The sequence below is a fragment of the Campylobacter sp. CNRCH_2013_0898h genome, from assembly GCF_025772965.1.
Lineage (GTDB): Bacteria > Campylobacterota > Campylobacteria > Campylobacterales > Campylobacteraceae > Campylobacter_D > Campylobacter_D lari_D.
Window position 1 is genome coordinate 96,467 of record NZ_JAKMTD010000007.1, and the last position, 13,559, is coordinate 110,025.

Genomic DNA, 13,559 nt, shown 5'->3' on the forward strand with positions numbered 1-13,559 from the left:
ATATAGGCACATTTTATAATGTTGTGGAAAAAGAAAGAAATATATGCCACTGTATAATTTTGCACAATTTCTATCTCTGTTAGCCCAGCTTTCAGAGGTAGATATTAAAACTCTTATGGAATATAAAGATTTATTGTTAAAAGCGTTATCATCTTTAAACGAAGTAGAAAGATTTAATGCAAAAGAATGTATACAACTTATTAACACTCTTGAAGAAACTTTTTTAGATAAACTCCAAATAGAAGAAAGCAAAAAGAAAGAAATTTGCAAAAATATTATCAAAATACTAAAAAATCATTGGAAAATGTTTTTTTGAAAATCAAGTTGTAATGCAAAATAAATGGTGGATTTAGCAGGACTCGAACCTGCGACCAACCGGTTATGAGCCGGTTGCTCTAACCAACTGAGCTATAAATCCGCCAGAAGTTAAAATAAAAATGTTATTATATCTTTATTTCCTTAATTTAAATTTAGAATTTTATTTTTACCGCTTTTTCTATTGCTAAATATCTAAAGGTTATTAAATTTTGTAAAATTCCAAAGAAAATCATAAAAGTAGCAAAAGAACTTCCCCCATGACTAAAAAATGGCATAGGTATACCAACAACAGGAGCAAAACCTATGGTCATTGATATATTTACCGCTACATATATGAAAATAAATAAAGCAATGCAATTTGTCACCACTCTTGTAAAATAATCATCTTTGAGCTTATAATTTAAACTCAATAAATGAAAAATGAGTAAGGTGTAAAGTAGTATGATTACAACTGCACCGATAAAACCAAATCTTTCAGACAAATATGCAAAGATAAAATCACTCGTAGAAATAGGTAAAAATTTAAAATGTGTTTGTGTAGCTTCATCTGCTTTTTTTCCACTCAAGCCACCGCTTCCTATAGCGATGATGGATTGTTTTACATGGTAACTTGGTTCTTCAGCTAAGAAATCATGAATTCTTTGTTTTTGATAAGGCTTTAAAAAATCACTATAAATAATAGGTGAGGCTATGGCTATAGCTAAAAAAATACTAAGCCAAATTTTATAATTTACCCCTATGATAAAAAGCGTTCCAAAGCCTACTATTAAAAGCACCAAAGCTGTTCCCAAATCAGGTTCTCCTGCTATAAGTAAAAATGGAAGTAAAATATAAAAACTTAGCTTTAAAAATTGTTTTAAGCCATAGCCATTAGGCGGTGGAGGATTTTGATAAATCAAATAAGCTAACATTAAAATAAAAGAGGGCTTAAAAATTTCAGAAGGTTGTATGGTAAAATGCGTAAAAGGTATTTCAAGCCATCTTCTAGCTCCAAGTTTTTCAACACCAAAAATATCCACACTTAAAAGTAAAGCTATATTAATCCAATATAACACAGGTATAAGCCACATTAGTCTTCTTAAGGGTAAAAAGAAAAAAAACGCAAATCCTGCAAAACCCACTAAAGTATAGATAAATTGTTTTTCAGCTAAGCGCGTATTTGCCTCATAAATTAAAAGAAAAGATATAGCTATGATAGGTAACACTAAAAGAGGTTGTACAAAGTCAAAATGTGTTAAAATTCTTCTATCAAGTTTTATCAAAGCTACCCTTTTTTATAAAATATTACATAATTATATGCTAAAATTGCAAATTTTATCACAAGGAAATATAATATGCTAAAAATTTCATCACTTTGTGAAGAAAGATTGGATGTTTTTTTATCAGATATACTTAAGCAAAGTCGTTCGCAAGTTGCTAAATTAATCAAAGAAAACTGCATATATATTAATGAAAAAATAGAAAATAAAAGTTCTAAAAAAATAAAACAAAAAGATGAAATAAGTATTTTTTTACCTTTAGTAAAAGAAGCCAAAGAAAGCTACACGCCTGAGTTTGATATAGAAATTTTATATGAAGATGATGATGTTTTAGTTTTAAACAAAGCTCCTAATGTTGTCGTACATGGTGCAAGTAGTGTTAAAGAAGCGACTTTGGTGGATTGGCTTTTGCATAAGGGCTATGCTTTGTCAAATTTAAATGGAGAACATAGAGCAGGGCTTGTACATAGACTTGATAAGGGCACAAGTGGAGCTATCATCATAGCTAAAAACAATCAAGCACATCAATTTTTAGCAAATCAGCTTTTGGATAAAAGTATGGGTAGATTTTATCTTGCTTTGAGTGAATTGCCTTTGAAAAATGATAAAATGAGTAATGAAAAAGCTATTATGCGTTGTCCTAGCAATAGGCTTAAAAAAATTACTACAAATACTAAAAATCCTTTAGCAAAAAATGCAAAAACAGATTTTATAAATTTATTAAGTGCTAAAAATTGCTCTTTGATAGCTGCTAAGTTATACACAGGAAGAACTCATCAAATCAGGGTGCATTTAGCAGATTTTAATCGCTATATTTTAGGAGATCAATTATACGGATATAAAGGAAAAATAAAGTATAATAGAGTAATGCTTCATGCGTATTTGATTTATTTTATTCATCCTAGGACTAAAGAGTTGATGTTTGTAAAAGCTCCTATGTTTGATGATTTTTATCAAATTTTAAAAGAAAATTTTACACAAGGAGAGATAGATGAAAAAACTTCATTGGATTATCTTAAGTTCTGCTTTAGCTTTTAGTGCTTGTAGCGTAAGTTCACCGCAAATTGCTCAAGTAAATGATACTTTACCAAAAATATCAAGTATTAAAAGTATAAGTGATATTACAAGTATAGCGTTTGAATGGGAACCTTTGTATGATCAAAATATAGCAGGTTATTATATTTATAGAACAAATGCAGCTGGTGCACCTATGGAGCTTATAGCAAAAATCAAAAATAAATTTCAAACTCACTATACTGATACAAATTTAGCACCAAATACAAGATATTATTATTCTATGAAAACCTTTAATGAACTTGGACAAGTTTCTCAAGATGGTGTAAGTATAGAAGCTTTTACAAATAGAGTGATTGATCCAGTGCCTTTTGTGCAAGCTATTGTTGGTTTGCCAAATCGTGTAAAAATAGTTTGGAGACCACACCCTGATGTAAGAGTAAATTCATACATCATTGAGCGTGCAAATATGAAAGATATGAAATTTAAAGAATTAGCTAGAATCAAAAATCGCTTAAGTGCTGAATATATAGATGATTCGCTAAAACCTGATGAAAGTTTTCAATATAGAATTATAGCTTTAACTTATGATGGTATTAAAAGCACTCCAAGTAAAATAGTAGAATCAACTACCAAAGCCCTTCCTCCTATGATAAGTAATTTACAAGCAAGTAAAGACGCACCAAGAAAAATTATTTTAACTTGGGATAAAATTGATTATGCTGATTTTGCTTATTATAAAATTTATTCAAGTTCAACTACTTTTTTACCTTTTAGTGTGGTAGCTAAAACTTCTGAAAATACTTATGAAGATGTGGTTAAAGGTGTGGCTGAAAAAAGATATTATAAAGTTAGTATGGTCGATAAAGATGGTCTAGAAAGTCCTATAGCAAGTGAGCCTGTTGAAGGTATTACCCTAGGAGCACCATTAGCGCCAAGTATTGTTTTGTGTGCTGTTGAAGATGATGGTATTAGAGTAGAGTGGATTGATAATGATGATAGAGCTAAAGAATACATAGTTAAAAGAAGTGGTGGTGGAAGTAATGCTGTGTTTAAAGAGATTAAATCTAAACAATTAAAAGATATTACTGCAGCTCCTGGAAAAGTATATAGTTATGAAGTTATTGCAATTGATGCAAATGGCATAGAATCAAAAGCTTCTGATAAATTTACAGCGGTAAAATAATGCCAAATTTTAAGTGTAAAATTTTAAAAGAAATTCAACTTCCTTTTGAAAAAGATGGAGTTGAATTCTTATGGCTTGCTAAAGGTGAAAATGTTGATTTGCTTTTTACGCGTATAAACCAAGAAAAATTTTTTTTACAAATTAAAAAAGATGAAAAAAGTCAAGAATGGCTTATAAAGGGTGAAAAACATACTAAGCCTTCGCAAATTGGGTATTTGCAAAAGGCTTTACTTGTATTTAAAGAAAATTTTACTCAAGATGTAGTTTGTGAAGCTGTGGCGCTAAAACACACAAGGTTAATCCAAAAAACACCTTTAATTGCTAATGATTTAAAAGAAATTTTAGAACAAATAAAAAATAAAAAACAGATTTATATTGAAATAGGTTTTGGAAGTGGTAGACATTTGCTTTATCAAGCTAGGCAAAATCCTAATGTACTGATAATTGGTATAGAAATTTACACTCCTGCATTAGAACAAGTAGCTAAACTTGCTTTAAGTGAAAATTTAAACAATGTTTTATTAATAGAAACTGATGCAAGATTATTATTAAGCGTACTTGAATCTAATCTTGTGGATAAAATCTTTTTGCATTTTCCTGTTCCTTGGGATAAAAAGCCTCACCGTAGAGTAGTGGGGTTAAATTTTGCAAATGAATGTGCTAGGGTTTTAAAAGAAGATGGACAATTTGAACTTAGAACGGATAGTTTTTTGTATTTTGATTTTACTTTGGAGACTTTTTTAACTTTCTCACATTTAAAAGCTTTAATCAAAAAAAATGAAAATTTAGAAATTTCAAGTAAATATGAAGATCGTTGGAAAAGACAAAATAAAGATATATATGATTTAATCATTAGTGGTTTTAGCAAGAGTAAAAGCTTAAATAAAAATCAAAAATTTGCTATTGAGGATTTAAAATTAAATACAAAAGAATTAGCTTGTATAAAAAAGAATTTTAAAAATGAAGTTTTTAAAGGTGAAGATTTTTTCTTGCATTTTGAAAAAATGTATATTAAAGATGAAGAACTTGTTATTAAAATAGCTTTTGGTGCTTTTTATAAACCTGAACATGTTTATATAGTATTAAACTTACAAAAGATAGAATTTATCTTTGAGCAACCTTTTAAAACTAAAGAAAATTTAAAAGCTATAGAAAAATTAAGAGAAATATTGTATTCTTATATTAAATAATAATGATTTAAATAATTATCAAACAAATGATAAGGAAAAAGCAGTGATGATAGAAGCCAAAAAGCTTTGTCTTGGTTATGATGAGCTTGTTATAGAAAATGCTAGTTTTTCGCTAAAAGATAATGATTTTGTTTTTATCACAGGAAAAAGTGGTAGTGGAAAATCAACTTTGTTAAAATCTTTTTATGGGGATTTGGAGCCAATAAGTGGAAATTTAAAGGTTTGCAATAATGATTTAGTGGATATTTCTAATGCTGAACTTTTGCAGCTTAGGCAAAAAATAGGAATTATTTTTCAAGATTATCGTTTGGTTCAAGAATTTAGTGTAGAAAAAAATGTAATGTTACCTTTGATGATTAAAGGTTATAGTAAAAATGTATGTAAAGAACAAGCCGCAAAGCTTTTAAAGCATGTAAATTTAACTTTCAAAGCTGATAAAAAGCCAGCTCAACTTTCAGGTGGAGAGCAGCAACGCGTGGCCATGGCAAGAGCTCTAGCGCATAATCCAAAATTACTCTTATGCGATGAGCCAACGGGAAATTTAGATGAGTATTCTTCAGATATTATATGGACTTTGTTAAAATCAGCTAGAGAAATACTTGGAACTTGCGTGGTAGTTGTTACACATAGAATTCCTACTAATTTAAGACTTGATTATCGTCGTTTTAATATAGAAAATGGGAGAATGAATGAAATCTTTTAAAAATCATCTTTCTTTAATATTTGCTTTAATGGTGATGATGTTTGCTTTTGAGTTTTTGATTATCACAAATAAAACTATTGAATATTATGAAAAACTTTTAAATAAAGACTATAATATCATTTTAGTAGGAAAAACTCACTTAGATAAAAAAAGCTTAGAAGAGCAGGTTAGTCATTTTCAGTCTTTAGAAATTTTAAATCCAAATGAAATGATAGATAGACTTAAAAATGATATATCAGCTAAAAACATAGAGGTTTTAAAGGCTACATTGCCAAAATTTTATACTTTGAAGCTTAATAAGCTTTTGTCAGAAGATGAGTTAAACATTTTAAAAGATAAACTTTTAAAAAATCCTAACATTACTAGAGTGGAGACTTTTGCAAAAACGCATACAAAAATTTATAAACTTTTAGTTTTAGTGAAATTTTTATTATGGTTTTTCTTGTTTATTATAATATTGCTTAGTTTTGTATTATTGCTTAAACAAATGAAAATTTGGCTTTTCGAGCATACTCAAAGAGTGGAAATCATGTGCTTGCTTGGCGCCCCATTTTGGTTTAGATCTTTTATGCTTTATAAGATAGTTTTTATTGATTGTTTTATAGCGTTTTTATTGCTTGTATTATTTTTTACCCAAGTTTATGATCTTGAATCCATTAAACTAGCTTTACAAAGTGTAGACATTAGCTTACCTAAAATAAGTATTTTCACGCATTTATTTTTGATTTTTTTAGCAATGCTTTGTGTTTGTTTTGCTTGTGTGAATTTTGTGATGTTTAAGGTTAGAAAATGAAAAAATGCTTTTTGCTTTTTTTATTTTCCTTTTCTGTTTTATTTGCAAATGAAATTGCACAAAAGCAAAAAGATATTAAAGAAAATGAACGCATAGTAAAGCAATTATCTAAAAAATTAGAAGATTTAGCTAGTGAAATTTTAGATAATGAGAAAAATTTAAAAAAAATTGCTTCAGAAATTAGCACCTTAACTTCAAAAACTTCTAAACTTGAAGGATCTGTGAAAACTCAAATAAAAGCATTAGAACAGCTTAATGCACAAAATAAAGATCTTTTGCAAAATAAAAATAAGATCGAAGGAAAAATAATTGATTTAATTGCTAAAGATTTTGCTTATGATTTAGCAATCCCTAAAAATTATATTGAAAGTGAAGATAGTATTATTGCTTTGGAGTTAGTTGGGGTTTTGGATAAAATTTTCAAAGAAGAATTTTATCAAATTTCAAAAGATTATGAAGATGTGAGCAAAAAAATAGAAGAAAAGCAAAGACAAATTACTACAATTAATAATAATTTAAAAGTTTATAAAGATCAAATTGATGAGCTCAAAAACCTTAGAAAAAAACAAGAGCAAGAAATAGCTAAACAAAAAACTGATAAAGAAATTTATACTAGAAAACTTTCTAATTTGCAAGCCCAACAGCAAGAATTAAGAAAAACACTCAATAAATTAAAAATTATCAAAGAAAAAGAAGAAGAAAAATTAGCACAAAAAAAGGATGATCAAAAGCCAAATTCAAACATAAAACAAGTAGGTTCAAGCTATCAAACAAGCAGTGTTAAGCGATATAATGGTCCTAAGACAATAGCTCCTTTAGAATCTTATACAGTAAAGCAAAAATTTGGAAATTATATAGATCCTATTTATAATATTAAGATCTATAATGAAAATGTAGTTTTAAAAAGTGATAGTGCTAATGCTGCGGTAAGAAATGTCTTAGATGGAAAAGTAGTTTTTGCAAAAGCAACTCCAACTTTAAAGCAAGTTGTGATTGTTGAAAATAAAGATGGTATACATACTATTTATGCACATTTAGATAAAATTGCTCCTGGGGTTAAAGTAGGTAGAAATATCAAGAAAGGTTATATTATAGGTAGGGTTGAAAGTGATTTAACTTTTGAAGTAACCCAAAAGAATTTTCATATCAATCCTTTGGAAATGATTAAATAAATTAGTTTTTTTTAATGCGAATTTTGATATAGTTTTAAATCAAAGGAGAAATTTAATGAACAATAAAAGAAAAAGAGTATTGGTTAAATTTTCTGGAGAAGCTTTGGCCGGAGAAAATGGATTTGGTATAGAAAATTCTATTTTAAAATATATAGCTTCTGAAATAAAAAGTTTGATTCATGAAAATGTTGAAGTAGGTATTGTAATAGGTGGTGGTAATATCATTAGAGGGGTATCTGCTGCAAGAGATGGACTGATAAAAAGAACAAGTGGCGATCATATGGGTATGCTTGCTACTGTAATTAATTCTATAGCTATGCAAGAAGCATTAGAAAGTGCTGGACTTGATGTGAGGGTTCAAAGTGCTATCCAAATGGAAGCATTTTGCGAAACATATATTATGAGAAGAGCACATAGACATTTAGAAAAAGGACGCATAGTTATTTTTGCTTGTGGTACTGGCAATCCTTATTTTACTACAGATACTGCTGCAACTTTAAGAGCGGTTGAAATTCAAGCAGATATGATCATTAAAGCAACTAAGGTAGATGGAATTTATAATAAAGATCCTAAAAAATTTGATGATGCTATTATGCTTAATGAGTTAAGTTATGAAAGAGCTTTACATGATAATATAAAAGTTATGGATGATACGGCAATAGCCCTAGCTAAAGATAATGCTTTACCTATTGTGGTATGTAATATGTTTAAAGAAGGAAATTTATTAAAAATTATCCAAGGCGATATGAGCTTATGCTCTATTGTTAAAAATCAAGATTAAAGGTAAAAAATGAGAGTAGAACAAATAGCTGCAAAGGCATTAAAAAAATTAAAAGATGATAGATATAAATTAGCTCTTGTAGTAGCTAAAAGAGCTGAAGAGCTTGCAAATGGCGCAGAGCCTTTAGTAAATTTAGATAAAAATAAATATAAATATACTGATATTGCTTTATATGAAATAGCAGAAGATAAAATCGTATTAGAGGGATTTATTGAAGCTGGTAAATGATGAGTTATTGCTAGATAAACTTGTTGATGATGTAAAAAATTGCAAGGATTTACAAAGAGCAAAAGAAATTCTTTTTATGGTTTTTCCACAATCTGCTGTTTTGGAAAAAGCAGTGGAGTTTTGTATCCAAAAACACGAAGGACAATTTAGAAAGAGTGGAGAACCTTATGCGGTTCATCCTATATTGGTAGCTTCTTTTGTAGCTTTTTTAAGTCCTATGCAATCTATGATTATAGCCGCATTATTACATGATGTATTAGAAGATACAAATTGTAATGAAGAAGAGTTAAATGCAAATTTTGGCGAAGAAGTAACAAAATTAGTTCAAGGTTTAACTAAAATAGTTAGTATTAGAGAAGATCATCTTACTCATTCTAATTCCAACGAGAAACTTGCAAAATCTGCTCTGACTTTTAGAAACATGCTTTTAGCGGGTGTTGAAGATGTGAGTGTGCTTGTAATAAAGCTTTGTGATAGATTACACAATATGCTTACCTTAAATTATTTACGAGAAGATAAGCAAAAAAGAATTAGCGAAGAAACCTTGGTGGTATATGCACCTATAGCTCATAGACTTGGAATTTCAAGTATAAAGAATTTACTTGAGGATTTAAGTTTTAAATTTTTGCTTCCTGATGAATATGCACAAATTGATAATTATATAAATGCAAAAGATCAACAAATTCAACTTGGATTTAATGAATTTATTTCAAAAATAGAAATGTTATTTTTGGAAAATGGGTTTAGACAAGGTAGTTTTGTTATACATAAAAGAATTAAACATAATTATTCTATTTATTTAAAGATGCAAAGAAAAGGTGTAGGGCTTGATGAAGTTTTAGACCTTTTGGGTGTAAGAATTTTGGTTGAAAAAGTTTATGATTGTTATTTGGCTTTAGGAATTTTACATACGCATTTTAATCCTTTGATTTCAAGATTTAAAGACTATATAGCCTTGCCAAAACAAAATGGTTATCAAACCTTACATACAACACTTTTTGATGCAAAAAATATTATAGAGGCTCAAATTCGCACCTTTGATATGCATAAAACTGCTGAATTTGGCGTTGCAGCACATTGGAAATATAAAGAAGGAAATATTGCAACACCAAATTTAGATTGGCTTGAAGATATTTCTATGCATGGTAAAGAAGAAGGAAATAATATACAAGATTGTGATGCTATTGAGCTTTATGAATATGCAAAGGATAGTTTATATATTGAGGATATAGCAGTATATTCTCCTAAAGGTGAAATTTTTACCTTACCGCGTGGAGCTACGGCTTTGGATTTTGCATATGAGGTTCATACTAAAGTAGGACTTCATGCAAAAACCGCCTTTGTAAATCGTATGAGAGTCCCGCTTTTAACTGTACTTAAAAATGGAGATATAGTTAGTATTGAAACTTCGGAGGAAGAATTTTTTAGATGCTCTTGGATAGATAGTGTTAAAACAGGAAAAGCTAGAGCTAGTATAAGAGATTTTTGTAAGCAAAAGAAAAAAGAATTAAACAATAAAATTGCCATTAATCTTTTATCTACAGCATTTAATAAAGATTCTAAACTTATAGAAGAATGGCTTGAAAAAGAAAAATTTAATAAAAAGCTCAGACAAATTGCTTTAGATTTTAATTATTTTAAAGAGGTAATTATAGCTCTTAGAAAATATGTAGGACAAAATCAAGCAGCTAAATTTGAACAAAATGAACAAAAATTTGAAAGCATAGTGATTGGTTCTAATTATAAAATAACTACTATTAATTTTGATTATTGTTGTAGACCTAAAAGAGGAGATGAAATCATCGCTTTTAGACATTCAACTAGTGCTACAATACACCATAAACTTTGCGAACAAGCAATGAAGATGATAGAAGATAACAAAGAAATGGTTTTTGTTTCTTGGAATGATAGCTCGATAAAAAGTTACAAAATCATTGTTTCTATAGAAAATAAAAAAGGCTCTTTAGCGGATTTTCTAACTACTTTGGCTAAAATGCAGATTAATGTTTTAAGTATTAATTCAGCCGATTCAGAGCCTGTGGTGGCAAATTATTTTGAAGTGCAAGTTGAATTACCTAATAATATAGATGTTGAAAATGCAAAAGAAAGATTAAAAGCTAGGTATAAAATTTTAGATTTTACATCTTTAAATGATGCATATAATAATCACTAAAAAAGGTTTTATAATGAATATTGAAGAAATTATTAAAGAAATTAAAAGAGGAATAGCAGAAATTATTGATGAGGAAAGATTGATTTCTTTGGTAAAAAATTATTATGAAAAAGGTGAAAACTTTTTTGTAAAAGCTGGTTTTGATCCTACGGCCGCTGATTTGCATTTGGGTCATACTGTAGTTTTAAGCAAGATGGCTTTACTTCAAAAGCATGGAGCTATAGTACAATTTTTAATAGGTGATTTTACTGCTCAAATAGGCGATCCAACAGGAAAAAGTGTAACAAGAAAAAAACTTGATAAAGAAGAAGTGCTTAAAAATGCTAAAACTTATGAAGAGCAAGTTTTTAAGATTTTAGATCCAAGTAAAACTCAAATTCATTTTAATTCTAAATGGCTAAATGAGCTTGGTGCTGCTGGTATAGTAGAACTTACTTCGACTTTTAGTGTTGCTAGAATGCTTGAAAGAGATGATTTTACTAAGCGTTTTAAAGAGCAAAGTCCTATATCAATTTGTGAGTTTTTATATCCACTTTTACAAGGTTATGATAGCGTTGCATTAAAAAGTGATATAGAAATGGGTGGAACGGATCAAAAATTTAATCTTTTAATGGGTAGACAGCTTCAAAGAGTATATAATTGCCAAAAAGAGCAAGCGGTGATGATGATGCCATTGCTTGAAGGTCTTGATGGTGTAAATAAAATGAGTAAAAGCTTAGGAAATTATATCGGTGTAACAGAAAATGCTAAAGATATGTATGCTAAGGTTTTGAGTATAAGTGATGAGTTGATGTTTAGATATTATGAGCTTTTAAGTGAAAAAAGCTTAAATGAAATTTCACAAATGAAAGATGATATTAAAAATGGCTCATTACATCCTAAAAAAGCTAAGGAAAATTTAGCTTTAGAAATAACAGCTCGTTTTCACTCAAATGAATGCGCTTTAAAAGCTAAGGAAGAATTTGACAAAGTTCATAGTGCAAAAGAGCTTCCTAGTGATATGCCAAGTTTTACTTTAGAAGGTAGTATTTGGCTTGCAAAAGCTATAGTGGAATGTAAAATGGAAAACTCTACTTCAGCTGCTAGAAGATTGATTAGTTCTAATGCAGTAAGTATTAATGGAGAAAAAGTTCAAAATGAACAATACCAACTAGAAAGTGGAGAATATATTATACAAGTTGGAAAAAGAAAATTTGCAAAATTAAAGGTAATATAATGAGTTTTAAAGCTTTAAAAATTGGAAAGCATGAGATAAAATATCCTATTTTTCAAGGTGGAATGGGGCTTGGTATAAGTTGGGATAAGCTTGCTTCTGCAGTTTCTTTAAATGGTGGTTTAGGGATTATTTCTTCAGTGGGAACTGGGTATTATGAAAATAGAACACATATAGATAAAGAACTTAATGCAAAACCTTATGGTAGTGATAATTTTTACTCAAAAGCAGGCTTAAAAGCTTTGATAGATAATGCTAGAAAGGTTTGCAAAGACGCACCTTTGGGCTGTAATATTTTATATGCAAGTAATAATTATGCGCAAATTGCTCGTAATGCTTGTGAGGTTGGTTTTAATGTGATAGTTTCAGGAGCAGGACTTCCTACAAATTTACCTGAATTTACACAAGATTATCCTGATGTTGCTTTGGTACCTATTGTATCATCAGCTAAGGCTTTAAAAATTATTTGTAAAAGATGGCAAAGTAGATACAATCGCTTACCTGATGCAGTTATAGTTGAAGGACCAAAAAGCGGCGGACATCAGGGTTTTACTTATGAGCAATGTTTAATGGATGAATATCAATTAGAAAATGTGGTGCCACAAGTTGCGCAAGAAATTAAAAATTGGGGCGACATACCACTGATTGCTGCAGGTGGAATTTGGGATAAGCAAGATATAGAAAAGATGATGTCTTTAGGAGCAAGTGGCGTTCAAATGGGAACTCGTTTTATAGGAACTTTTGAGTGTGATGCGAGTGATGATTTTAAACAAGTATTACTTGATTGTAAAAAAGAAGATATTGAGCTTTTAAAATCCCCGGTTGGTTATCCTGCAAGAGGAGTAAGAACTAATCTTTTAAATTTAGTAGATAAAAGAATGGGGCCAAAAATTTCTTGTGTGAGTAACTGCGTTGCACCATGTGGTAGAGGTAAGGAAGCTACTAAAGTAGGTTATTGTATAGCGGATAGATTATACGATGCTTGGAGTGGCAAAAAAGAAACAGGTTTATTTTTTACAGGAGCTAATGGGTATAGATTAGATAAACTTATTAGCGTAGAAGAACTAATGAAAAAATTAGTTTATGGTGAAGATGTTTAGAATATTTTTTATTTTTTTATTATTTTATATTGGTGTTTTTGCTAATGTAGAGGTTAAAAAATTTGATCAAAACTTTTTAACCTCTAATGCAGAAGAAAAATTACAATTACATCAACAACTAAAATCTTTATATATACAAAGCGTAATTAATGATAATAATGAAGAAAAAAATGAGATTTTAAAAAGATTAATCATTAGTTCAAATTTTTTAGGTTTTGATGATAAGGCTTATGTGCAAGAGCTTAAAGAAAGCGGAGTAAGTGAAGAAGAAATTTCGCGTTTAAAAAATGCTTTAAAAGTTATACAAGATCAAAAAATAAAAAAAGAGCTAGTAAAAAACGAAACTAATACTACGGCTTTTACTAATAAAAAAGAAGATAAAAAAGAAGATAAAAAAGAAGATAAAAAAGAAGATAAAAAAGAAGATAA

At 29.1% G+C, this 13,559-nt stretch carries 13 protein-coding genes, 1 tRNA gene and 1 pseudogene; 13 read left to right on the forward strand and 2 right to left on the reverse strand.

The window, feature by feature from the left end; all coding sequences use genetic code 11:
- Positions 1-43 precede the first annotated feature (43 nt).
- Positions 44-316: a hypothetical protein gene (locus L8X50_RS05570; RefSeq protein ID WP_263660617.1), complete on the forward strand. Its 273-nt coding sequence runs from the start codon at positions 44-46 to the stop codon at positions 314-316.
- A 25-nt stretch (positions 317-341) separates the two neighbouring features.
- Here L8X50_RS05570 and L8X50_RS05575 read toward each other — a convergent pair.
- Together L8X50_RS05575 and L8X50_RS05580 are read right to left on the reverse strand one after the other, a co-directional pair.
- Positions 342-418 (reverse strand) — tRNA-Ile (locus L8X50_RS05575).
- Positions 419-470: 52 nt separating this feature from the next.
- Positions 471-1,580, reverse strand: a complete 1,110-nt coding sequence (locus L8X50_RS05580; RefSeq protein WP_087700555.1) for an FtsW/RodA/SpoVE family cell cycle protein — start codon at positions 1,578-1,580, stop codon at positions 471-473.
- Positions 1,581-1,652: 72 nt separating this feature from the next.
- Between L8X50_RS05580 and L8X50_RS05585 the strand changes: the two genes are divergently transcribed.
- The 12 genes and pseudogenes from L8X50_RS05585 to L8X50_RS05640 form a co-directional block, all read left to right on the forward strand.
- Entirely contained in the window at positions 1,653-2,615 is a 963-nt protein-coding gene (locus L8X50_RS05585) for an RluA family pseudouridine synthase (RefSeq protein ID WP_263660618.1), read from the forward strand.
- The gene (locus L8X50_RS05590) at positions 2,569-3,777 is read left to right on the forward strand and encodes a ferrous iron transporter A (RefSeq protein ID WP_263660619.1); all 1,209 of its coding nucleotides are present in this window, start codon (positions 2,569-2,571) and stop codon (positions 3,775-3,777) included. Before L8X50_RS05585 ends, L8X50_RS05590 begins: the two co-directional genes overlap by 47 nt.
- Positions 3,777-4,967, forward strand: coding sequence for a tRNA (guanosine(46)-N7)-methyltransferase TrmB (trmB, locus tag L8X50_RS05595; RefSeq protein ID WP_263660620.1), 1,191 nt, complete (start codon positions 3,777-3,779; stop codon positions 4,965-4,967). Before L8X50_RS05590 ends, trmB begins: the two co-directional genes overlap by 1 nt.
- A 46-nt stretch (positions 4,968-5,013) precedes the next feature.
- Complete coding sequence (locus tag L8X50_RS05600) at positions 5,014-5,670, forward strand: cell division ATP-binding protein FtsE (RefSeq protein WP_039625813.1); 657 nt, start codon at positions 5,014-5,016, stop codon at positions 5,668-5,670.
- On the forward strand, positions 5,657-6,463 hold the full coding sequence (locus L8X50_RS05605; RefSeq protein WP_220566338.1) for an ABC transporter permease: 807 nt from the start codon (positions 5,657-5,659) through the stop codon (positions 6,461-6,463). Before L8X50_RS05600 ends, L8X50_RS05605 begins: the two co-directional genes overlap by 14 nt.
- Complete coding sequence (locus L8X50_RS05610) at positions 6,460-7,635, forward strand: murein hydrolase activator EnvC family protein (RefSeq protein ID WP_133319252.1); 1,176 nt, start codon at positions 6,460-6,462, stop codon at positions 7,633-7,635. The genes L8X50_RS05605 and L8X50_RS05610 overlap by 4 nt, the downstream gene beginning before the upstream one ends.
- A gap of 55 nt (positions 7,636-7,690) precedes the next feature.
- Complete coding sequence (pyrH, locus tag L8X50_RS05615; protein ID WP_133319251.1) at positions 7,691-8,416, forward strand: UMP kinase; 726 nt, start codon at positions 7,691-7,693, stop codon at positions 8,414-8,416.
- A gap of 9 nt (positions 8,417-8,425) precedes the next feature.
- Entirely contained in the window at positions 8,426-8,644 is a 219-nt protein-coding gene (locus L8X50_RS05620) for a DNA-directed RNA polymerase subunit omega (protein WP_133319250.1), read from the forward strand.
- Positions 8,628-10,817 carry a RelA/SpoT family protein gene (locus tag L8X50_RS05625; protein WP_263660621.1) on the forward strand — a complete coding sequence of 730 codons (2,190 nt, stop codon included), beginning with the start codon at positions 8,628-8,630 and terminating at the stop codon, positions 10,815-10,817. The genes L8X50_RS05620 and L8X50_RS05625 overlap by 17 nt, the downstream gene beginning before the upstream one ends.
- Positions 10,818-10,830: 13 nt before the next feature.
- The gene (gene tyrS / locus L8X50_RS05630; protein ID WP_263660622.1) at positions 10,831-12,033 is read left to right on the forward strand and encodes a tyrosine--tRNA ligase; all 1,203 of its coding nucleotides are present in this window, start codon (positions 10,831-10,833) and stop codon (positions 12,031-12,033) included.
- On the forward strand, positions 12,033-13,130 hold the full coding sequence (locus L8X50_RS05635) for a nitronate monooxygenase (protein WP_263660623.1): 1,098 nt from the start codon (positions 12,033-12,035) through the stop codon (positions 13,128-13,130). The genes tyrS and L8X50_RS05635 overlap by 1 nt, the downstream gene beginning before the upstream one ends.
- Positions 13,123-13,559 (forward strand): annotated as a pseudogene (locus L8X50_RS05640) (N-acetylmuramoyl-L-alanine amidase); the annotation flags it as partial. The gene L8X50_RS05635 and the pseudogene L8X50_RS05640, both read left to right, overlap by 8 nt.